Origin of the sequence: Acinetobacter sp. ANC 5414 (assembly GCF_013004295.1) — a bacterium.
GTDB lineage: Bacteria > Pseudomonadota > Gammaproteobacteria > Pseudomonadales > Moraxellaceae > Acinetobacter.
Map to the genome: position 1 here is coordinate 152,640 of NZ_JABERM010000001.1, position 23,813 is coordinate 176,452.

The 23,813-nt window shown below is 39.5% G+C and carries 19 protein-coding genes; 11 read left to right on the forward strand and 8 right to left on the reverse strand.

Annotation, left to right across the window (positions count from 1 at the left end; genetic code table 11):
* Window positions 1-91: 91 nt before the first annotated feature.
* From HLH18_RS00780 to sbmA, 3 genes are all read right to left on the reverse strand, one after another.
* A complete protein-coding gene (locus HLH18_RS00780) occupies window positions 92-1,084 on the reverse strand; it encodes a hypothetical protein (protein WP_171545455.1) in 993 nt (330 codons plus the stop codon).
* A 377-nt stretch (window positions 1,085-1,461) separates the two neighbouring features.
* On the reverse strand, window positions 1,462-2,532 hold the full coding sequence (locus HLH18_RS00785) for a DUF1176 domain-containing protein (protein WP_171545456.1): 1,071 nt from the start codon (window positions 2,530-2,532) through the stop codon (window positions 1,462-1,464).
* A gap of 179 nt (window positions 2,533-2,711) precedes the next feature.
* Window positions 2,712-3,908 carry a peptide antibiotic transporter SbmA gene (sbmA, locus tag HLH18_RS00790; protein WP_171545457.1) on the reverse strand — a complete coding sequence of 399 codons (1,197 nt, stop codon included), beginning with the start codon at window positions 3,906-3,908 and terminating at the stop codon, window positions 2,712-2,714.
* A gap of 313 nt (window positions 3,909-4,221) precedes the next feature.
* On the opposite strand from sbmA, the gene HLH18_RS00795 reads away from it, so the two are divergent.
* Window positions 4,222-5,297, forward strand: a protein-coding gene (locus HLH18_RS00795) for an IS3 family transposase (RefSeq protein WP_171529913.1) whose coding sequence is annotated in 2 segments (ribosomal slippage) — window positions 4,222-4,474 and window positions 4,474-5,297 — 1,077 coding nt in all. Because the reading frame shifts where the segments join, the coding sequence is not laid out codon by codon here.
* Between the two features lie 454 nt (window positions 5,298-5,751).
* Complete coding sequence (locus HLH18_RS00800; protein WP_171545458.1) at window positions 5,752-5,946, forward strand: hypothetical protein; 195 nt, start codon at window positions 5,752-5,754, stop codon at window positions 5,944-5,946.
* A gap of 715 nt (window positions 5,947-6,661) precedes the next feature.
* On the opposite strand, the gene HLH18_RS00805 is transcribed toward HLH18_RS00800, so the two are convergent.
* Window positions 6,662-7,474, reverse strand: a complete 813-nt coding sequence (locus HLH18_RS00805) for a hypothetical protein (RefSeq protein WP_171545459.1) — start codon at window positions 7,472-7,474, stop codon at window positions 6,662-6,664.
* 171 nt (window positions 7,475-7,645) lie between these two features.
* Between HLH18_RS00805 and metG the strand changes: the two genes are divergently transcribed.
* The 4 genes from metG (at window position 7,646) to HLH18_RS00820 (ending at window position 12,487) form a co-directional block, all read left to right on the forward strand.
* On the forward strand, window positions 7,646-9,703 hold the full coding sequence (gene metG, locus HLH18_RS00810; protein WP_131291340.1) for a methionine--tRNA ligase: 2,058 nt from the start codon (window positions 7,646-7,648) through the stop codon (window positions 9,701-9,703).
* 63 nt (window positions 9,704-9,766) lie between these two features.
* Window positions 9,767-10,186, forward strand: a complete 420-nt coding sequence (locus HLH18_RS15910; protein ID WP_131291343.1) for a hypothetical protein — start codon at window positions 9,767-9,769, stop codon at window positions 10,184-10,186.
* Between the two features lie 27 nt (window positions 10,187-10,213).
* Window positions 10,214-11,311, forward strand: a complete 1,098-nt coding sequence (locus HLH18_RS00815; RefSeq protein ID WP_250852345.1) for an LA2681 family HEPN domain-containing protein — start codon at window positions 10,214-10,216, stop codon at window positions 11,309-11,311.
* 204 nt (window positions 11,312-11,515) lie between these two features.
* On the forward strand, window positions 11,516-12,487 hold the full coding sequence (locus HLH18_RS00820; protein WP_171545460.1) for an MBL fold metallo-hydrolase: 972 nt from the start codon (window positions 11,516-11,518) through the stop codon (window positions 12,485-12,487).
* Between the two features lie 58 nt (window positions 12,488-12,545).
* On the opposite strand, the gene HLH18_RS00825 is transcribed toward HLH18_RS00820, so the two are convergent.
* Window positions 12,546-13,523 (reverse strand): diguanylate cyclase, encoded by a 978-nt coding sequence (locus tag HLH18_RS00825; protein ID WP_131291521.1) that lies wholly within the window; start codon window positions 13,521-13,523, stop codon window positions 12,546-12,548.
* A gap of 302 nt (window positions 13,524-13,825) precedes the next feature.
* Here HLH18_RS00825 and HLH18_RS00830 point away from each other — a divergent pair, with 302 nt between their 5' ends.
* From HLH18_RS00830 to HLH18_RS00840, 3 genes are all read left to right on the forward strand, one after another.
* The gene (locus HLH18_RS00830) at window positions 13,826-14,203 is read left to right on the forward strand and encodes a VOC family protein (RefSeq protein WP_131291523.1); all 378 of its coding nucleotides are present in this window, start codon (window positions 13,826-13,828) and stop codon (window positions 14,201-14,203) included.
* Window positions 14,204-14,329: 126 nt separating this feature from the next.
* Complete coding sequence (locus HLH18_RS00835; protein ID WP_131291525.1) at window positions 14,330-15,580, forward strand: exonuclease SbcCD subunit D C-terminal domain-containing protein; 1,251 nt, start codon at window positions 14,330-14,332, stop codon at window positions 15,578-15,580.
* 9 nt (window positions 15,581-15,589) lie between these two features.
* A complete protein-coding gene (locus tag HLH18_RS00840; RefSeq protein WP_131291527.1) occupies window positions 15,590-19,186 on the forward strand; it encodes an AAA family ATPase in 3,597 nt (1,198 codons plus the stop codon).
* Between the two features lie 62 nt (window positions 19,187-19,248).
* Here HLH18_RS00840 and HLH18_RS00845 read toward each other — a convergent pair whose 3' ends face one another.
* A complete protein-coding gene (locus HLH18_RS00845) occupies window positions 19,249-20,046 on the reverse strand; it encodes a thioesterase family protein (protein WP_131291529.1) in 798 nt (265 codons plus the stop codon).
* Window positions 20,047-20,207: 161 nt separating this feature from the next.
* A complete protein-coding gene (locus HLH18_RS00850; RefSeq protein WP_131291531.1) occupies window positions 20,208-20,894 on the reverse strand; it encodes a YggS family pyridoxal phosphate-dependent enzyme in 687 nt (228 codons plus the stop codon).
* A gap of 124 nt (window positions 20,895-21,018) precedes the next feature.
* Between HLH18_RS00850 and HLH18_RS00855 the strand changes: the two genes are divergently transcribed.
* The gene (locus HLH18_RS00855) at window positions 21,019-22,056 is read left to right on the forward strand and encodes a type IV pilus twitching motility protein PilT (protein ID WP_131291534.1); all 1,038 of its coding nucleotides are present in this window, start codon (window positions 21,019-21,021) and stop codon (window positions 22,054-22,056) included.
* 31 nt (window positions 22,057-22,087) lie between these two features.
* Window positions 22,088-23,209 carry a PilT/PilU family type 4a pilus ATPase gene (locus HLH18_RS00860; protein ID WP_131291536.1) on the forward strand — a complete coding sequence of 374 codons (1,122 nt, stop codon included), beginning with the start codon at window positions 22,088-22,090 and terminating at the stop codon, window positions 23,207-23,209.
* Window positions 23,210-23,266: 57 nt separating this feature from the next.
* Here HLH18_RS00860 and fur read toward each other — a convergent pair whose 3' ends face one another.
* Window positions 23,267-23,704: a ferric iron uptake transcriptional regulator gene (fur, locus tag HLH18_RS00865; protein WP_067723906.1), complete on the reverse strand. Its 438-nt coding sequence runs from the start codon at window positions 23,702-23,704 to the stop codon at window positions 23,267-23,269.
* Window positions 23,705-23,813: the final 109 nt, after the last annotated feature.

A 23,813-nucleotide genomic window follows, 5' to 3' on the forward strand; every position in this document is an offset into this window, starting at 1 on the left:
GCTTTGGTTTAGAGATCAGCCTCTATCCAATCATTGGAATTATCCAGCTGACCGGACGAGTCTTTTAAAATTCAAAATTAATGCCGTCAAATTACTTGATCTGCCTCAACATATTCTTCGCACCAGCATGATTATAATTATTGGCCAAATTCTGCAAAATTTTGACAGCCTGCGCTTTGGAATTAGAAAAACGACTGCTATAACTTAGCACACTGGTTAAACAGCGCGCGACCACCATTCCGGATTCAGTATAAACCTTGGTTCCTTCCGTTCCCTGTAACTTGCCGTAGTTATAAGCACGTTGTGCATTATTACAGGCAGCAACCTGATTTTTACCACTATTCAAATCACGGCGTGCGGCAACATAATATTTAAGCTGTTGCTGCTGTGGTGTTTCGACAACCTGTGCAGGCCGTTTGACTGTCAATTCTGGCGTAGGCTTGGTTTCTTTTTTAGTTTCAACCTCTTTTTTAAGCTCGACTTCTTTTGGAGTCACAGCTTTACTCGCTGTATTTTTAGCAGTTTGATTATTTACAGTGGTTTTTTTTGCGGCAGAATTATTTGAAGAATTGGCACTGGAATAAAATTTTTGAGCGTCCCAAGCCGTCATGATTTTAGTTTGAAGTGCAACCATACGGGCGTTACTACCATCATCCAATTTGCGTTCAGCAACAGGTTCAATCGATACAATCCAGCTCTTCCCATCACTTTGCACACACTTATATGCACCTATGCCTTGCTTGACACTGCTATAGGTAGAGAGCAGTTTTTTATCCCATTGATTCTTGACCAAACTCATTGAACTTTTATGTAATAGGGAAAACTTGCCACCCTTGGCAGAACAATAACTATTTAAATATTTTCTTGGATATAAAGATTGTACTTCTTTATTGCTTTGCTTTGCTCCCCAAGAATAGACATATTCTTTAGCCCGACCATTTACAGCATTAATATTTTTCTGAACAATAAGTTCCTGAGGTGAGGCAAAATTTTTAACTGAATCCGAGTTAAAACTGTCAATACTGGTACAGCCATGTAAAGAGATGCCCACCCCACCAATCAAGATTATTGTTCTGAAATTCACGTATCAATTCTCAATTATGCTGTATGAGATGAAAGTATATGAAAATACAAAAAATAACAAACCCAGAACTTTGATTTAATTATTGATTTTACTGAATTGTTTTTTGAATTTCTGATTCAAAACTGACTAAAAACTGCCAATTTTCAAATGTTTTATGCTGAAAATTTGAACTACATAACAATTAAATCGCACTTTTAAAAATTTATCCCTACAGCCATTCCACCATTTCAATTACGAACTGACCCAATTTTATCTTTTTTATCAAGATGATTTTTTATTTTCTTGAATATATATCTGACTGATCGCTTTTCAATAATCGCCTCATAAACAACAGATGCTCAACCGAGATCATTCATCCTTCCTATTTACCCTAGGAATCACTTCACCACAGCTTCAATCAGATACAGATCCCAAATTCCACCCGGGAAACCTTTGCACATGCCTGTCCAGCGATCCAGTGTTTTCACAAAAGTTTGACCGTTCCAGATCCATTGGCTCATTGCCCAGCAATCTCCAAGACCACGACCCTTTTGCGCACTGCTGATTTCACCTGTTGCAAATTCTGAAGCAAATTCGGTCACAAAGGTCGCCTTGCCTTTTAAAGATTCATCCAGCACCCAGGCACCATAGCCTTCATTATAGGCACCACGCCAACATAGCGTTGTTGCCAGAACTTTATGATTGGTGAGTTTATAGAGTTCTATGGCTTGGGGTTCTGCAACCGTTTCTTCATTGATACCTTCACAGAATATATGAGCATCTTGAAGCTCGGGTTGGGCAGCCATAAGAAGCTTATGTACGGTTTGATACTGTTCCGTATTTGGCTGTAGGGTCAAATAAGATTTTGCCGCTGTGTTCACCTTTTTGACCACCAGTTTTGGCTGTGCAGCTAGAACTTTTGATTCATTTGCCGATCCTTTTTTAACCAATGCTCCGACTGTGCCGGTACGCTTCTGGAAATCATCCATTTTCAATAAAGTCGCAGTCATGCCCGCATCTGAAACCTGCCAGGTGTAATGGTTATTTTTAAAGATGATTTTTAGGTTTTTCTGGGCGTACTGTAATAATCCATTGATTTGCTGGGCATTCAGGGTTCCAATTAAAGCTTGAGTGGAAGGATTTAGATGGACCACCCCAAAATTTTTGCCATTCAGGTAAAGTCGAATATTGTTCAGTTTTTTACTGTCTAAGGTTTGATCATCGCTGGATAAGGCAAATTTTCCTTGAACTGCCTGCTTTGCCCCGGCCTGACGCGTCAGCAATATCGAAGCCGGCATCGCTTGAGCACTGTCTGGTTGATAACCTGCCGCACGGCATGTTCCGGTATTGCTACAATGCACTTCCCAATCCAGATAAGCAAAAGACCGGCCTTGAATATCTTGGGCCACAGTGAATGGACTCAGCGCGGTTAAACAAATGAGAGACATCAAACTGTAGAAAACTTTCATCTTTTTTATCCCAACCTTTTTTATCAATATACATCCTAATCACGATTTTCAGTGTTGCTGAATCATTTCAAAATGCTGTTATTTATCCCTTTCAAGTGCAGGTATGACTATTAAGTCTATTTAGAATATTAAAGCCACATAAAAAACCCGCATGATGCGGGTTTTAATTTCAGCCAATATTACTTGTGCAAAGTCGACTCAAATGCTTTTAAACGCTTATAGATTGAAAGCAATTCAATAATCGTTGGCCAAGATTCAATTAAATACTGAAACGACTCACGTACCTTACCGAACACATTGGCAATCTGCATCATTAAACCCAGCGTAATCGCTCCTGCAGCAATACTCGGGAACAGCACAAATAAACCGTATAGATTGTCTAATTGCATATACCAGATACGCACCAGATTAAAATAGGCATAGTGAAAATATAAACGGAAATAGTTAAAACGGACTTTGCTAAATAACTCTTTTAAGGTCAGTGGATCGGCACGGTCAGCATAGTCTTCACCATAGACCAGTTCCTTACGGTATGCAGCTTCAACCCTCTGGTTGTTAAATTCCAAACCGGGTAATTTATAACCCACAACCATCAACACCACTGTACCCAAAACCGCCCAGCTAATGGCTGCCCAAACCAGTGCATACGGAATTTCACCAATCACAGGCAATTGTTTCACATGCGATGACAATTGTAATAACACCGGTAAAAATGCCATTAAAGTCATCAAGGCTTGAATGAAACTCACCCCCAAACTTTCAGTGGTTTTGGCAAAACGCATGGTATCTTCCTGAATACGCTGCGAAGCCCCTTCAATATAACGTAACTGTTCCCAATGTGCGGTGTAATAGTCATTCATGGCCGTACGCCAGCGGAAGATATAATGACTGACAAAGAACAGGTTAAATACCGCAATCGTGACATAAACCATCGCGACGTACAGGAAGGTCATGGTTTCACTGTAAAGTAAATTGACATCTCCCCCGCCACTGCCGAGCATTTTCTGGATCAAGTCGTAAAATGGGCTATACCACGCATTCACCACGACGTTGACTTGCACTGAAAACCAGATATTAAACAGAATAAAGGCAGACCCCCAGACTGACCAACCTTGCCAGGGATTACTGGATTTAAATTTCCAGAACAGGGCAAAAATAACCGTTGAGACCAGAAACCACAGATAAAACCATAAAAATGAAGGGGTCCAAAAACGACTTACGCCAATAGGCAGTTCAGCCTCATGATAGCCTTGTGCAAAGCCTAAAAATGTTCCCCAACTATTTCCACCTGAATACCACAAAGCAACATTGATTAAAAACCAAAGCACCAACGACAAAAAGAACCACTTCGGGTTCGGAAAAAAAGATTTAAACATTGCGTATGGATATTCCTTTATTTTTTAATTTACAACCTAAGCCATCCACTCAAACTAAACCGACTTTTAGCCCCCATGGATAGATCCGCCATTATTCTAGTATTTTCATCTTTGTAGCAACTTCTTCACTGTTTGTGAAATGTTTTTTCGCGTGAATCCGATTGAACAACCCAATCTTTCAATAAACAATGTGTACTTTTAAACTAACCCATCGATGATATTTCCATCATTTCAACTCATCAGGTAATCCACCCTAAAAATAATAGGATTTAAAAGTAGAATTTTCTCTTAAGATATAAGCAGGAGATTCTGCATGAAAACATCTAAATTTACTGACAGCCAAATCATGTCCATCTTGAAGCAGGCTGAATCTGGTACACCTGTTGCCGCCCTTTGCCGTGAACACGGCATGAGTAATGCGACCTTTTATAAATGGCGTGCCAAATATGGTGGTATGGATACATCATTGATGGCACGGCTGAAAGAGCTGGAAGCAGAAAATACCAGACTTAAAAAGATGTATGCAGAAGAACGATTAAAGGCAGAAATCATTCAGGAAGCGATGGCAAAAAAGTGGTGAAGCCATCTTGCCGACGTAAGATGGCACAACAGGCAGTTGCCCATCATGCCATTAGCATTCGTCTAGCTTGCCGTGCATTTAGTATCAGTGAAACCTGCTACCGTTATCAGGCTCAACTCAGTGATGACAATGCTCTCATTGCAGAACAGTTGATTGAACTCACTGAAGAAAATACAGATTGGGGCTTTGGTCTGTGTTTCTCTTATCTACGTCATGTTGAAAATTATGCTTGGAATCACAAGCGTGTTTACCGCATTTACTGTGAACTAGCGCTAAACCTGCGTATTAAGCCAAGAAGAAGACTGAAACGGCATGCACCAGAACCTCTGAAAGAACCGATCCGGGAAAATCAGGTCTGGTCACTGGATTTTATGCATGATCAGCTGATCGATGGTCGAAAGTTCCGATTATTAAATGTGATTGATGATTACCGTCGAGAAGGTTTAGCGATTGAAGCAGGATTCTCATTACCTACAATCCGAGTTATTCGAACCCTCAATCAGTTACTAGAATATCGAGAAAAACCGTTAGTGATCCGATGTGACAATGGACCTGAATTTATCAGTCATGAATTTGTACGCTGGGCAACTGAACACAGTATACGTATTGAATATATTCAACCAGGTAAGCCACAGCAGAATGCATATATTGAACGTTATAATAGAACCGTACGTTATAGCTGGCTGAGCAAACATTTATTTGATACTTTGGATGAAGTACAAGATTATGCAACAAGTTGGCTGTGGCATTACAATCATGAAAGACCACATCAGGCTAACAAAGGAAAGCCACCTTTAATGGCTGCTTAACCTCTACTTTTAACTTCGGTTATTTATGGGAGGATTACCATCATAGACCAAAGCTCAAAGAAGATAAGCTTTATTTTCTCAGGGTGAAGGGCTTACAGATCTTGATTTAAACAATGTGTTCTTATCTACTTTTGAGACACCAAAGCAGCATTGCAAACTTAAGCCATGAACCCGATGACAGCCTAGGCTAGTATTCGTAAATTAAAACAATATTAAAAAATCATCCAATGACTTAATGAGTTTTCCTTTCTTTGACAGGTGGGTAAATTGTAAAAACTGGCAAAATCAAATTATAAAATTCAACAAATCCACAATTTCCTATTTAATGTGCATATCACATAAACATTCCATCTGATTTTTTTTGATTTAACTCTCAATACTGATAAAATTGGTTAAGCATCTAGCAAATCATGTTATTATTTATCAAGTTATGGAAAACGCTCGGGAAAGCAAAATGGACAATTTAGTCATAGAGTTATTAAAACCAGTCATTCTACAAAAAGAAAATTGCAATCCTTTAGTGTTTGAACAAGGGACAATTTTAAAAGTCGTGATGCAGACCCCTACCGGTCTACTTGTATCTGACGATTCAAACTTTAATTTCACCGTTTCTTTGAATGATAAAAATGACGTATGGCGTGAACTATAAGATTCACCCCGTCCTTTCCAGGTATAAACGGCTGTACTGTATAATCTAAATTTGAGTGCAATCCCGCAATCTCACTCTTAAGATCATATAATTTTCAACTTATTACAATGAATTAAATATGTTCAGGTGTTGTTTTTTCAACAGCACCAGATCGTTCGCTCTGCTGAGTAAGTTCTTTTATTTTTAAGTTTCTATCCGCTGACGCTTCAAAACTACCAAGCTGACTGAGTTCTATATTTTATTTATTCGAATGGGAAAATTGAATTTATTCTCTCCGTTATATTTAGCCACTCTTTTAATAAATAAAAATGTTCATGCCGACTCAATCATTAGAGCCTAGTTAATTCATTATTAACTTAATATATAGAATATTTTCTATATCATCTTCAGTTATTTATACTTAAAAGATACGTAAGTAACGGTAATCAAGCCAAATGTTCTTTAACCCAATAAGCTCTAATTGCAAGCTTCAACTCACGAATTGCTCGCCCCCTAAATCGACTTAAAATCTCAGGTTAATCTTTCATTCAATATGTACTGTTGTTTTAATTTCCGATCTACAGATAAATCGAGTGATTAACATTACTTTAGGAAAGCTTTGCATTCAGAAAAATACACCACCCTTTGTTTGGATGATGTATTTGGTGGGTCATTTCAGAGCTTTACTTCAGTGAATTTCAAATCAGCAGCATTCAATTGAATGATCTTTATTTTATTATTTTCTAAGTGTGCTCATAAAACTCACAACTGAAAACTGCCAGATAAACAAGATAAAACTGCGTTCTTTGCTGAAATGACTGACATCCGTACCATGCAAAATATTATGGCGTGTCATGGTCACAGTTGAGCTACTATCCATTTTATAGGCTGCCAATTCTGCAAAATAAACATTCATTTCACAGGCAATTTTAGCTTTATGCCACAAGCTCTTTATTTCATGACCTTTTAACCCCGGAACAATTTTGTAGACATCGACAAATTTGGTCTGGTTCTGTTTTAAGAAACCACGTTCAATCAGGACATCGGTCAATAGACCTTCCAATTGAGCATACAAAAGCGGGATACAACCTGCAAAACACTGCATCTGATACAGTTTAAACGCTTCTTGAATCACCAGACGGCGCTGTGTTTTATTTTCGGCATCAATTTCCAAAGCATCAAAGGCTTCAAGCAGTTCGGCTTGGAAATAATCGGTATTGATCACATCTAAAAGATCGAAGCTTGCTACATCCTGTTCATGTTGATTGATCAAGCTCCAGATATGAATCAGGTTTAATGCATCATTGGCAAATTTGGCATCGACCGGTTGATCCAGATAATCGGCAAGTACATCAAAATAAGCTTCAACTTGGGCATGTTGACGTAATGCCTGCATTAAATGCGTATGTTCACCCGCAGACATTTCCTGAAGATATTGCTCGGCGTTTTGCAAAATGCCTTTCCCGAGTTTGTTCTGAGCATTCTGATTTTGTGGAATTCGGGTCACTTCTCGTTCGAAATCATCTAAATCAAAATCATCATCAATCATGGACTTGCTACTCATTCACATCTGTATAACTTTGTATTATCGCTGTTCTTGAGGAGCGAATATATAAAAATCTACTTTTGCAAAGAATTCAGCTAATCCCTTGTGCATCTGGCATGCAACTAAGGTAAAATCGATCACCTTGCATAAAATACGAATGAGAGAGTTATATCCGTGCGTAATATCCTAGTCACTAACGCCCTTCCATACGCCAATGGTCCAATCCATATGGGTCACTTACTCGGTTATATCCAAGCAGATATTTGGGTTCGTGCCATGCGTGCAATGGGTCATGACGTGACTTATGTCTGTGCGGATGATGCTCACGGTACAGCAATCATGCTGCGTGCTGAAGCAAACGGTATTTCGCCTGAAGCGCAAATTGCCAATGTGCAAAAAGAACATATGCGTGATTTTGATGGTTTCGGTGTTCACTTTGACCATTATGATTCGACCAATAGCGAAGAAAATAAAAATCGTTCATCTGAGATTTATATTAAAAACCGTGAAGCTGGCAACATCGCAGTTCGTCCTGTAAAACAGTTATTCGACCCTGAAAAAGGCATGTTCTTGTCAGATCGTTTCATTAAAGGTACCTGCCCGAAATGTAAAGCAGAAGATCAATACGGCGACTCATGTGAAGTTTGTGGTGCAACCTATAATGCAACAGAATTATTGAATCCAAAATCGACTTTAAGTGGTGCTGCTCCTGTTGAAAAATCATCAGATCATTACTTCTTTAAACTTCCGAATTTTGGTGAATACCTGCAAAAATGGACGCGTGATGAAGGTCGCTTGCCCGTTTCTATCGCAAATAAATTGGATGAATGGTTTGAAGCCGGTTTAAACGATTGGGATATCTCTCGTGACGCACCGTATTTCGGTTTTGAAATTCCAGATGCACCAAACAAATACTTCTATGTTTGGGTAGATGCGCCAATTGGTTACATGTCAAGTTTTGAGAACTACATTAAAACCAAACGTCCTGAACTCAGCTTTGATGATTACTGGAAAAAAGATTCTAAAAATGAGGTCTATCACTTCATTGGTAAAGACATCGTGTACTTCCACGCGCTGTTCTGGCCGGCAATGCTTGAAGGCGCAAACTACCGTACGCCATCAGGTTTATTCGTCAATGGTTTCTTGACTGTAAATGGTCAAAAAATGTCTAAATCTCGTGGTACGTTCATTAAAGCTGAAACGTATTTAGAGCATTTGAACCCTGAATACCTACGCTACTACTTCGCGTCTAAACTTTCTGACAAAGTTGAAGATTCTGACTTAAACCTTGACGATTTCGTTCAGAAAGTAAACTCTGACTTAGTCGGTAAAGTGGTGAACATTGCCAGCCGCTGTGCAAAATTCATCAATACCAAGTTTGACAACAAATTATCTGCAACATGTGCAGAGCCTGAACTGTTACAAAGCTTTATTGATGCAGGCGATTCAATCGCGGCAGCTTATGAAGCACGTGAATTCTCAACAGCCATCCGTGAAATCATGGCGCTGGCTGACAAAGCCAACCAGTATATTGATGAGAAAAAGCCTTGGGCACTCGCGAAAATTGAAGGCGAAGATCAACAGGTTCACGACGTATGTTCTGTGGGTATTAACTTGTTCCGTCAATTGGCCGTTTACTTGGCTCCTGTATTGCCTACGCTTGCAGAGCAAGTTCAAGCCTTCTTACAGTTAGACAGCTTCAACTTTGAATCTCGTAAGCAAGTATTAGTCGGTCATGAAATTGCGTTGTTCCAACCGTTAATGCAACGTGTGGATCCAAAAGCTGTAGCTGCTATGGTCGATGCTTCTAAAGATTCTTTAGCTGCCCCTGCTGAAGCACCAAAAGCTGAAAAGAAAAAAGAGAAGAAGGCTGAAAAGAAACCTGAAGCTAAAGTTGGCGAAGCTGAAATCATTAATATTGATGATTTTATGAAAGTTGACTTGCGTGTAGCAGAGGTTCTTGAAGCTACGACGGTTGAAGGTTCTGATAAGCTTCTTCAACTGACTTTGAATGTTGGCGAAGCTGAGCCACGTAACGTATTTAGCGGTATTCGTGAGTTCTACCAACCAGAAGACCTGAAAGGCAAATTGGTGGTGATGGTTGCAAACCTTGCACCGCGTAAGATGCGTTTTGGTATTTCAAACGGTATGGTGTTAGCTGCGGGTAATGGCGATGGCGTTTGGGTGATTTCACCTGAAAGCGGTGCTAAACCGGGTGATAAAGTGTCTTAATTTTTAGACACTTATAAAAAGCCCTGCTATATTCTAGTGGGGCTTTTTATACAAAATATTTAAATGAAACTTGAATTAAAAAAAATTAATGACGCTATAAATTCTATCTCTAATTCAATAAATCATGATAAATGGCACGAAGCATTATTCAATGCTGAAATAATTTTAAGTGAATTGGAGAAACATGAAAAAAGCGATATTGTTTTAAAAATTTACTTTAATCTAGCAAGTCAATTTATCGATGCAGGAACGTATTTAAAAAATACAGATGCTATCTCAAAAGGAATTCAAATTTTTGAAAGCAACTCTAACCACTATGAAGAAAATTTTAATATCAATTATTTTTATAATTTAGCTAATGGAAAATTAGCTCTTGCAAATAATTGTGGTTATTCTGAAGAAAGAGTAAATTTTAAAAATATAGAAATATTTAATGAAGTAAAAAACCTATATTGGAAAGCATATAAAATAATTAAAAAATAAGATGACTACGATCTTTACGAACAAAATTTGATTAATCTAGCTAATACTCTAAAACAGCAATTTCGATTTTCTGAAGCGTTACAACTTTATAATTTAGTCATAAAGCAAAATACAATTTATCCTCAGGCATGGCTCAATAGGAGTTCTTGTTTAGAACAATTTGATGAACTATTAGATCATAGAACACAAAAAATGATTATTGAAATTATCAAAGGCTATGATACTGCTTGTAAATCAAACTTAGTACCAAATGATTGGAAACCTTTCTATCTACATAAAAGCACATCTCTAAGTAACCAACTAGAATCTAAAGATTTAGTACCAGATAAAATAGAAACTGACAAAGAATATTCTTCAATGAGCCATTTTAGAAAATGGTGTATAGAGAAAAATTTAACACTTAATATTCATGGAATGTATTGTTCATGCATAGCCAATGAACGAGATAATTTAACACTGTTAGAAGGAGTGGTTTCTTCAAAAAATATTCTTCAGTATGAACAATATCTAAACCGTATTAAAGCTGAGTTCTCATTGGTTCGTGTTCTCTACTATGAATCTAAATTTACTGACAGCTCTAAATGTGATTTTGAAAGTTGTTATTCAGAACTAAATGATCAAGAGATTATTAATATACGATCTGAAAAATTAAGGACTTGTTTTAGACTATGCTTTTCAATATTAGATAAACTGGCAATATTTCTATGCCATTATTTTTCACTTTCAATTGATAAAAATACAGCTTTTAATAACTTTTGGTACAAAAACAAGGCTATTCTAGAAAGTAAAATTAACTTCGGGTTAATTGCTATTAATAGCCTTATATATGACTTAAATGAAAAAGATGGACAATTTGGATTTTATAAAGTCTGGCGAAACTCGCTAGAACATCATATTTTATTCTTAGTCCCTGATTCATTTGATCTCTCTAATGACTCAACTCACACTTATGTAAAAATAAGTGAATTTGAAAATAGCCTTCAAAATTTACTTCAATTTACACGATCTGCTATCTTTTCAACTGTATTCGCAATCGTTGAAGATCTTAGACAAAAACCTCCTCATGATTTTGAAAATACAATGGAAATTACGATTCATAAGAAAGATTTTAATGAAACTTACTAAGTAGTTAAAACAGTGTTTAATCACATGACCTGCAACATGGATGTCGCCCGTTCGTTAGGGGCACACGGATGTGCCCTCTAACGAACAAAGGATTTTTGTTACTTTTGATCCTTCAAAAGTAAGGAAAAAATCGAACCTAAAAATTTAAAATCTATACTTATCTATGCTAAAAATATTCATCACTTTCACTTTAATAAGAACCCCATGAAAAACCTAAAACCCCTCCTAATCGCACTCACACTTGGTACAGCAACCCTTACCACCCAAGCTGCTGAACCAAGCACCATCCAAGCCCCGAAACAAGTCTCAGGCTACTACCACCATCAAATCGGTAATACCCAAATCACCGCCCTACTCGATGGAACAAACTACCTAAGCCCTGCCATGTTTAAAGGCTTAAGCGACACAGAAAAAACTGAAATTCTCAAGAAATACTATGCCGACCAAGCCAAAGGCATCCAAACCTCAGTCAATGCCTTCTTGATCAAGACAGGCAATCAACTGTTGATGGTGGATAGCGGTGCAGCCAGCTGCTTTGGTGCACATTTAGGTTCGATCTATAACAACCTCAAAGCATCAGGTTATAAGCCTGAACAAGTGAATGAGATCTTTCTCACTCATTTACACCCTGACCATGTCTGTGGCATTTCAAATAATGGTGCAGCAAACTATCCAAATGCCACATTGCATATTGCCAAAACCGAATATGACTACTGGCTCAATCCAAATACCGTGAAGAAACTGCCAAAAGACAAGCAAGCAGGTTTCTTGGGTACGGTTGAAAAAATTAAAGCGGCTTTAGCTCCGTATGAGAAAGCCCAAAAAGTGAAGGTATTCTCTGACAAATCCTTGGCTTTTGGCGGTATCGAATTTAAACCATCGTTTGGTCATACCCCGGGACATTACAGCTTTAAACTCAAAGCCGATGGTCAGGAAGCGGTATTTATTGGCGACATCGTGCATTCCCATACCCTTCAGTTTGACCGTCCTGAAACCGCCATTGAATTTGATGTTGATCCCAAAGCAGCGGTACAGACACGTCTGAAACACTTTGCCGAATATGCCAAAGAGGGTCAGCTGATTGCAGCACCGCACTTACCTTTCCCGGGTCTTGGACATATTTATTCTAAAGACGGTAAGAGTTATCAATGGATTCCGGTATATTTTAAAGATTGATAAAAGATGAATAAAAATAATCCCCTCGCTTGAGGGGATTATTGATTTTATCTGCGTTTCAATTGTTCGCTGAACTTAAAATTGAATTTGCTATTTCATCAGCAACAAACCGCTTACGTCCGGTCTGTTTGGCTTTAAACAGGTTTTTATCGACCAGATTCAAAAAGTGTATTTTGTCATCTTTTTCTGTCGGGCAAATACATTTTACCCCCAGACTTAAGCTGACATTTTCAGAAATGGGAGATGCCCGATGCGGAAGATTCGCCTGATCCATCATGCGGAGTATATTGTCTGCAATTTGAATCGCTCCTTCTAAATGCGTTTCTGGCAATACGATCGCAAATTCTTCTCCGCCATAACGTGCCACCAGATCACGTGGACGTACACAGCAACTTTCCAGCATCTGTGCAATCTGCTTAATACAGGCATCGCCAATAATGTGCCCATTAAAGTCATTGTATTGCTTGAAAAAGTCGATATCGATCAAAATCACCGATATTGGCTTTTGCTCACGTATTGCGTTGTACCATTCGCGCGAATAAAAATCATCAAATAGACGGCGGTTGGCAATTTCGGTTAAACCATCCTTATAGGAAAATTCTTCCAGCTTGCGGTGTAAGGCTGTTAATTCTTCTTCCTTTTTCTTACGATCAGAAATATCAAACATAAAGCCGACTAAACTTTCAACTTCACCATTTTCCTTGCGTACCACATGAACCACATCTCGAATCCAGCAATAACCACCTGTTGCTTTTAAAGCACGATAATCCGCCTCATGATCTATGCCTGCAATGGATTGCGACACACAATAATTCAATACATGATCACGATCATCCCGATGCATGCGGTCTGCCCAGTCCTGCACCGACTTCCAGGAATCCTGTTTCCAGCCCAGTAACTTTTCAATTTGCGGACCAATATAACTAAACTGCTTTGTTGCCCAGTCAATGCTCCATGGAATGGCTAAGGTCGACTCTAATAATGTTTTATAAAACATGTCATTCGGCAGATTATGATCAAACGGATTATCTGGCATAGTGGTGCTCTAATCTGGATACAAAAGAAATTCGATGACCTATAAACCGGTGCCCTGAATGAATTTCTATTTGCTTTTTTTATGATTTACCTACTTCAAGTAGGTCCCCAAAACATAAATTGCTGTTCGCAACTGAACATTTTTACATTTAAAAATGATTATTTATTCTACAATTTCTCTCAAAGAAGAAACACACCTTTCTAGATATTTGATTTATTTTCGAAGTAGTTCGTATGTTCTGCAATTGGAACAATGCCCCTCTATTTTTCTAAAATTTTCAAAACAACACTCAGGATCACATGATGAATTACATTGTCTACTTTGAAATCCAGTCTTCAAACCCACCCAGAGATATTGACTTTTACCAGACTGTTTTTGGCTGGAAATTTAGCAAAGTTGAAGGTCTTCCTATTGAATATTACCAGATCGAAACTGAAAACATGTCGGGTGGCTTACTGAAACGTCCTGCAGCTGTACCACCAACACATTGTGGCACCAATGCTTTTACCTGTTCTGTACTGGTTGAAAATTTCGATGAAGCTTCCAGGAAGATTCTTGAGGCCGGTGGTCAAATTGCCATGCCTAAATTTGCCATTCCAGGACGTTGCTGGCAGGGATATTTTCTCGACCTAGATCAAAATACCTTCGGTCTGGTTGAAGCAGATGAAAAAGCGCAATAAAAAAAAGAGATAAATTCTAATGAATTAACACGACTTAAGTGGTCGCACCCGCGATGTATTGCATAATAAGTGGCTGCATTTATGGTAATTTATAGCCTCATCATGCATTGTGATTTGGGGCGTTACATGACTGTTCATTTTTTTCATACATCAGATTGGCACTTGGGACAATTCTTTTATAACCATTCACGCCAGTATGAACATGAACAGTTTTTAAGTTGGCTACTTCAACAAATACAACAGAAACAGCCACATGCGCTACTGATTGCCGGTGATATTTTTGATGTTATCAATCCTGCATCAGCTGCGCAAAAACAGCTGTATCAATTTTTAGCCGATGCCCATGCTCTTGCCCCGCATATGCAAACGCTGATGATTGCCGGTAATCATGATTCGGGTTATCGGATTGAACAGGTCGAACCCTTGCTGGAAAAATACAATGCCAGAACGGTGGGAGTGGTTCGCTGGAATGATGACAAGACTTTAGATCTCGATCGCTTACTGCAACCCATTTATGATCGAGATAAAAAGATTGTCGCCTGGTGTTTAAGTCTGCCTTTTTTACGTGCGGCTGAAATTACCGGTTTTAATGAACACACCACCAATAGCCAAAATGCGATTGCCTATTTACATCAACAACTGATTAGCGAAGCCAAGAAACGTAAGACCGATGATCAGGCGCTGATTTTAATGTCACATGCGCATATGCAAGGCGGTGAAACTTCCGACTCGGAACGCCCGATTATTATTGGCAATGAAGAAGCCCTCTCTACTGCATTATTTGATGATGTGATTGATTACGTGGCACTTGGGCATTTGCATAAACCACAAAAAGTTCAGCATCCGCATATTCGTTATAGCGGCTCACCGATTCCTTTATCTTTCAGTGAAATTAACTACAAGCACCAAGTGGTTGAAGTCAAAATTGAACCATCGAAAGCTGATGAAACTGCTTTTCAATTTGAAGCCCTGCCCATCCCTCGCAGTATTCAGTTACATCGAATTCGAGGAGAATTGCAGGAAGTGTTTGCTCAACTTAAAGCCCTCGCCAGTGGTGAAATTGCCAATATTGATCAACGTGAATATATCGATATTGAATATCATACCGACACACCGCCCCTGCCCAATTTAAGACAACAATTTGAAGATGCCTTGCCTAAAGACCGCTATCGTCTGGTTAAAATTTCACGCCAATATAAAAACAATCAAGTGCAAAACTCGTCTGCAAAAATTCAGCTTGAACCGCCAACGCCAGAAAAATTGTTTGAACAAATTTGGCAGAATAAAGGTTATGCGCAGGATGATGCGGTGTTAAAAGATTTTCAGACTCTGGTTCAAGAAGCCCATCGTTCACTTGAAGATAGAAACACGATTTAAGGATTTGCCATGAAAATTTTATCTATTCGTATAAAAAATCTGGCATCTCTTGCTGGCGAACATTTTATTGATTTTGAAAGTGAACCTTTGGCCAATGCCGGTTTAATTGCCATTATTGGTAAAACGGGTGCAGGTAAATCCACGATTTTAGATGCAATGTGTCTGGCACTGTTTAACCAAGTGCCGCGTCTTAAAAGCAGTGATGGTAAATTGGTCGATGTCGATGGTTCTGAATTACTCGCCAATTCAACGTTAACCGTGCTTCGCCGTGGTACCGGACATGGCTTTGCCGAACTTGTTTTTGTGGCACAGGATCAAAAGCATTATCTGGCACGCTGGGAAATTAAACGTGCGCGTGAAAGTGCCACAGGTAAATTACAGAGTGTGCAACGCCATTTAAAATGTTTAACCGATGGTGTGGTGATTGCGGACAAAGCCAAAGCAGTCGAAGCCAGTATTCTCAAAATCACCCAACTCAGTTTTGAGCAATTTACCCGTGCAGTTTTACTGGCTCAATCTGAAGTCACGGCATTTTTAAAAGCCCGGGATAATGAACGTGGTGCTTTACTGGAATATTTAACCAACTCTAATATTTTTGCCAAAATTGGTGAAATTGCATTTCGTAAAACCGCTGATATTGAAAAAGAGCGTAAAAAACTCGAAGAAATGATTGGTCATATTGATATTTTGTCAGATGAAGCAATTGCTGAATTGAATCAGCAATTTACAATCGCAAATATTGAATATAAAAAATTAGAGACTGAAAAAGCAGATCTAAGCAAACAACAACTTTGGTTTGAAGAAAATCAAAAGCTGGAAAACCAAATCAGTGACAAACAAAAAAATTATGATCATCAATTTTTCATTCAACAACAGTTAGCCGCTGAACGTCAAAAACTGAGCCGTTTAGAAGTATTTTCAGGTATTCGCCCAACTGTGTTTCAACAGGCTCAATTAGTCAAAGCCCAACAACAGCTTACACCACACATTCAGCAACTCCAGAATTCTTTTGATGTGGTTTCAAAGCAATTTTATAATGAAGAACAACACTATAAAAAAGCGGACACTGAACTTAAAGCTCTACAAGATTTTGAATTTACCCATGCCGAGGCTTTAAAACAAGTTCGAAGCTGTATTCAAGAACGTGATTTTATTGGGGCTGAATTTAACAAGCTGAAAACTAGATGCATAGAGTTAGATGCACAACAACAGCCCTTAAATGTGCAAAAACAAAATATTGAACTGGATATTTCAAGGCTTTTCGACCAACAAAAAGCAATCCAAAAGCAATTATCTGAAACTGAAAAATTCACCTCGCTGGATCAAAGTATTCATGCACATATTCAACAATTACAGCAATTCATTACTCAATATCAAACAATTGAGCAAAGTTTAGGGGATCTGACCGAGGCACAATCAAAATGTGCAGAAGATCAACACAAGCTAGATCAGCTCCAGACTGAATTTGGTTCTGTCACGCAGATTGAACAGCAACTGCTAAAACTGAATACAGAGCGTGAGCTGAAAATTTCACAGCTTAATCAGCTGGATCTTGCACAACAAAAGTTAAAGCAATATTTTGAATTACATGCGGATCTATCTAACCATCAAACTAAATTACAAACATTCAGTTCGCACGCACTTGTACTGAATCAGGCAAGCACACAAGCAGAAAAAGCCTTTGAAACGGCAAAAAATGAACGGGTTCAACTACAAGAAATTTTGCAAAAACAGCGCTTATTGCATGCAGAAAATATTGAGCAATTACGGATTAATTTAGTGGCGGATGAGCCTTGTCTGGTATGTGGTAGCACCTCTCATCCTTATAAAAATGATGAGTCACACGTTTCAAAAGCCTTGTTTGAATTGCAACAACAGCAAGAACAACACGCCATGCAAGAAGAGCAAGAAGCTTTTCAACGCTGGCAAATGGCACAACAACAGGCGACCAAAGCGCAATCTGAACTGGATCAACTCAAAAACAGCATTCAAAGTAATCTTGGAAAATTAGCAATCCAGCAAAATGAATTAGCGCAACAGTTTTCAAATGTGCAGATTCAAATCAATTTTGAACAATCAGCTCATGATATTGAAAGACAAGTTTTAGATGCGCTCACTCAATTTAGAAATGAAAAACAAGCTATTGAAGATCAATTAACAACCCTCAATCAGGTTCTTAAAGATCAACACACTTTAGCCCAACAAATTCAAAGTATTCAATATCAACTGAACAATGCAGAAAACTTGCAACAACACGTTCGGCATGTCGTCGCTTGTTTAAGTGAAGCTGAACAACAGCAATGGATCACACACACCACGGCTCAAGCAAAAGTTGTTTTAACAACATTATTAAATCGTGCTCAACATCTGACCAGCTTAGATAAGCTCGCTAAAGATCAAGATAATCTTCATCAAACTTTAACTTTAGTTAGCGCAAATCAGAACAATCTAGCGAAGCTCATTTCTGAAACGACCCAAGCACGCGATCAAGCCTATGCCAGAGGGCAACAAAATACCCAAATTGCCACTCAACTCATTCAACAGATGACCGATTTAACGGAAATCAAACCGCATGAATGGTTGCTTCAACACGATGCAGACCGTCAACAAAAACAACAGATCTATCAGCAGCAAAAGCAAAGTTTTGAACGATTGAGGATCGATTTTGAGAGACAGCAGAGTGATTTGAAACAATTGACCTCCCGACAGGCTGAACATCAAAAAACCATTAATCAGCTTAATGTTGAAATTGAAAACTGGTTGAAAGCACATCAAAATTTTACAACTCATGATTTAGCTGACCTAGTACAGATCAGTTCTGCGCAAGAACAGGAGATTCGGACTCAACTGCAAAATGCTGAACGGTTAGTGAATGAAAGTGCATCGGCTTTAAAAACCTTACAAGAGCAACAGACAGCGCATCTCAGCCAGCAACCGAATATTGAGTTAAATGTCTTAACACAGCAAATCAAAGACAATCTGGAAGCTTTAACGGCTCAATCTGAGGTCTTAGACAAACTCAAAGTCGATCTTGCACGCCATCAAGATAATCTTGATAAACAGGCCAAATTTGCCGATCAGATTCAAAACATTCAGCAACAGGAACATCGCTGGGGCAAAATTTCTGGATTGATGGGCGATGCGAACGGTAAAAAATTCCGTGATTATGCCCAGCAATACAATCTCGACATTCTGGTTGAGCATGCCAATCAGCAACTCGCCATGTTATCGCAGCGTTATACCCTCAAGCGTTTAGACCACTCTTTGAGCCTCGCTATTGTTGATCACGATATGGATGGGGAAACCCGTTCAGTCTCTTCACTCTCGGGTGGGGAATCCTTCCTGACTGCCCTCGCTTTGTCACTTGCGATTGCCAATATGGCCTCGGGTTCGATGAAAATTGAATCGCTGTTTATTGATGAAGGTTTTGGGACTTTAGATGCATCTTCTTTATATATGGTAATGAATGCCCTAGATCAGTTGCAAAGTCAGGGACGCAAAGTAGTACTGATCTCGCATATTCAAGAAATGCATGAACGGATTCCGGTACAGATTCAGGTGAAACCGTTAGGTGCAGGTGCAAGTACCATTCAAGTGGTGGGGTAATTTTAAAATCCGAAAATCATAAAAAAGCCTAGAAGATGCTCTAGGCCTTTATTTGTAAAAAACTATGCCATGGGGCGCAAAGTCAGAATCTGTTCGCTGCGTCCAAATGGTCCAGAAAGATCATGCAACACGGAACTGGTTAGACCGATACCATCGTCGCCATATTGCTGCATAGTTTCCAGACCCAGCCACTGACCTTGCGGTAAACGGTGCATATGGATCTGTAAATCCAGATTAGGAAAGCCCCAGCTAAAAGGTGGTTCTTGACGTGGCACAATGCCATTGGCGGTATCGACCATCCCCATTAAGCGGACAAAATCACTGGTAGGTTCACCTTCAACCATGTTATGTGGCGTTCGCAACCAAACAATGCCCTTCCCTGCACGGCGCTGATGACTTCGCGCTTCTATCGACTGAATATACCCACCCGGCCACTGACGAATTCCTTCCCACACTGGCGCATGTTCAGGCGCATTTCCATGAGCATCTTCCAAACCTTTAATGTCATGGCTATTTTGCGTCATCATGCGCCAGGTACGTGCAACGATACAGCTTTTGCCCTGAGCTTTCATTTCTGACTCAATCAGCTCAATGGTCTTGCCTGGGCGAATTACTTTGGTGGTGATACTAAACTCTCCAGCAGGAATCAGACCTAAAATATCTAAACTGATCCGGCCAATACGCATATCATTTCGTGGGGAAAACTGGTCTAATTCCGCACAAATAATACCTGTCGCTGGCGCCATATGCTGCTCATGCTCATTCCATGCCCCTTGAGCCAGTAGGGTTGAGCGGTAATGCGCCGTGACTTCTCCGGCCACATCCGTATTTCGCCCGATCAATTGATAATATGCCGTCATACACTTCCCTATTTTCTTGGTCGAATAAATAATTTTTATACAGACTATTCCCTTAGATAGTTCCTTTTGTACTCAACTTTAGTTGAAAGCTCAATTTTTAAAGCAAAAACTGAACCCTAAAGTTCAGTTTTCAAAATAATCAAAATGGATGTGAGTATTCTTTAGTTTGAATAATCTCGCGCGCCGAACAATGCAGTTCCAACTCGAACCATCGTTGAGCCTGCAGCAATCGCCTCAGTCATATCACTCGACATGCCCATGCTTAACGTATCCCAGTCTTCAGGATGTACATGTTCTTTTTTAACGCTGTCAAAAAGTTGCTTCGCATCTACAAAAGCCTGGGTATTGTGGGGTGCGGGAATCACCATCAAACCGCGCAATTTTAAATGTGGAAGCTGGCTAATCTTTTGAACCAGTTCCACCACTTCATTTGGCTGACAGCCATCTTTAGTCTCTTGCGCATCAATATTGACTTGTAGACAAATATTCAGCGGTGCTTGAGTGGCTTCTCGCTGACTGGATAAACGCTCTGCAATGATTAAACGATCTACCCCATGCACCCATGCAAAGCTTGCAGCCAGATGTTTGGTTTTATTACGTTGAACATGTCCAATAAAATGCCATTCGATATCTAAATCATTTAAAGTTTCAATTTTATCCAAAGCTTCTTGTAAATAATTTTCTCCAAATGCGCGCTGCCCGGTTTGGTACATTTCACGTAGCGACTCACTTGGATGAGTCTTCGAAACAGCCAGTAACTGTACGGTTTTCGGCTCACGCTGGGCCTGTTTACAGGCATCTTCAATTTGCTGTAAAACTTTATTTCGTGATGCTTGAAGACTATTCATTGACGAGGTTCTCATTTTCGTTCATCTTTTTTTACTTTCCCTTTAAACTAACTGTTGGTTAAGCTCTGGGAAAGCCTTATTATTCTAACAAAATAAATAACATTTAAATGATCTCGGGGAAATTATGGACATCACTGAACTTTTAGCATTTTCTGCTAAAAATGGGGCGTCAGACTTACACTTATCAGCGGGTATGCCACCACTCATCCGTGTCGATGGCGAAGTTCGTCGTATCAACTTACCCGCTTTAGAACATAAAGAAGTACACAAACTTGTGTATGACATCATGAACGATAAACAGCGTCGTGATTTTGAAGAAAAGTTAGAGACTGACTTTTCTTTTGAAGTACCGGGTGTGGCACGTTTCCGTGTCAACGCATTCAACCAAAACCGTGGTGCTGGTGCAGTATTCCGTACCATTCCATCAAAAGTACTGACCATTGAAGACCTTGGTATGGGTCAAATCTTCAAAGATATTTGTAACTTCCCACGTGGTATTGTGCTAGTGACAGGTCCAACGGGTTCTGGTAAATCAACCACCCTTGCGGCAATGGTGGATTATATTAATGACAACCGTTATGACCACATTTTGACCGTCGAAGACCCGATCGAGTTTGTACACGAATCAAAAAAATGTCTGGTCAACCAACGTGAAGTCCACCGCGATACCCATGGCTTTAATGAAGCATTGCGTTCTGCCCTACGTGAAGACCCTGACATTATTCTGGTCGGTGAGATGCGTGACCTTGAAACCATCCGTTTGGCATTGACTGCCGCTGAAACCGGTCACTTGGTCTTCGGTACACTACATACCACCTCTGCAGCAAAAACCATTGACCGTGTTATTGATGTATTCCCGGCAGAAGAAAAAGACATGGTTCGTGCCATGTTGTCTGAATCATTACAAGCCGTGATTTCTCAAGCATTATTGAAGAAAAATGGTGGTGGTCGTGTTGCAGCACATGAAATCATGATTGGTATTCCTGCCATCCGTAACCTGATCCGTGAGAACAAAGTGGCTCAAATGTATTCTGCCATTCAAACAGGTGCTAACTACGGTATGACTACGCTAGATCAAAGCCTAAAAACTCTGGTGGCTAAAGGCATTATCAGTTCACAAACTGCCCGCACTATGGCAAAGCAACCAGAATCATTCTTATAAGAAAACTTGAATTGTATTGGGGTTTTTATACATGGATTTTAACGGCTTACTCGAATATATGGTGGAGAAAAAAGCATCGGATCTGTTTATTACTGCCGATGTCGAACCTTCTATCAAGGTAAATGGACAGATTATACAGATTGGTTCGGTCAAATTACCGGGTGCAACAATAGGGCGACTTTTAAACTCAATAATGAGTGAAAAGCAACGTAAAGAATTTGCTGAAACGCACGAATGTAACTTTGCCATCAGCAACCGCGACAAAACTGCCCGTTTCCGTGTCAGTGCATTTCAACAACGCGATGAACCCGGTATGGTATTGCGTCGTATCGAAACTGTCATTCCGACCATGGAACAGCTGAAGTTACCGCCTATTTTAAAAGAATTGACCATGACCAAACGTGGAATTATTCTGTTTGTGGGTGGAACAGGTACTGGTAAATCGACCTCCTTGGCTTCTATTATTGGCTACCGTAATCAGAACTCCAAGGGTCATATTATTACGATTGAAGACCCGATTGAATTTGTGCATCAGCATCAGGGCTGTATCATTACCCAACGTGAAGTGGGCATTGATACTGACTCTTTTGAAGTGGCTCTGAAAAACACCCTACGTCAGGCACCAGACGTGATCCTGATTGGTGAGATCCGTTCCCGTGAAACCATGGATTATGCGATTGCCTTTGCCGAAACCGGCCATCTGGTCTTTGCGACCCTGCATGCCAACAATGCCAACCAAGCACTTGACCGGATTATTCACTTCTTTGAAGCTGACCGACACAACCAGCTGTTTATGGATCTGTCCTTAAACATGAAAGCGATTGTGGCCCAGCAACTGATTCCAACGGTGGATGGCACTGGACGCCGTGCTGCAATTGAAATTTTGATTAACTCGCCTTTAATTGCAGACTTGATCCGTAAAGGTGATGTACATGAAATTAAAGAGTTGATGAAGCGTTCACGTGAGCTCGGGATGCAAACCTTTGACCAGGCTTTGTTTGACTTGTATAAAGCCAAACAGATCAGCTATAAAGATGCATTAAAACATGCCGACTCACCTAACGACCTTCGTTTACAAATCAAGTTGTCCGAAGAAGGTGGCGATCGCTTATTGCATGCAAGTGCGAACATCACTTTTGATGGCCAAGCTTAAAGGCAAAAAAACAGGCTTCGCAAGAAGCCTGTTTTTTTAACTGATTTCAAGTCAGTATTATTTTTTACGTAATGCATCCTGGCATTCAGGTGCATCACAATAACCATAAAGATTTAAAGAGTGACCTGTCAAAGTAAAGCCATACTTTTCGGCCACTTCATGTTGCTGAGTCTCAATCACATCATTGGTAAACTCAACGACTTTGTTGCAATTCTGGCAAACAATATGATCATGGTGATCTTCTTGCATAATTTCGAAAACGGAATGATTATTTTCAAAATGATGACGTTGAATAATGCCTGCAGCTTCAAATTGTGTTAACACGCGATACACAGTTGCTAAACCGACATCTTCACCTTGTTCAAGTAAAGTTTTATAAATGTCTTCTGCGCTTAAATGGTGTTGTCTTGAATTTTCTAATAATTCCAATATTTTTATTCGTGGAAGCGTAACTTTAAGTCCAGCTTTGCGTAAATCTTGATTTGAAATAGGCATGTAAAAAGGTCTCTCAACAAATTTAAAGTTGGAATATGCAACAAAGTTTAGATGCAGTATGATCTATCAGTGGATCAAATGCATCATAATTAATTTGGGATAGTGTAGC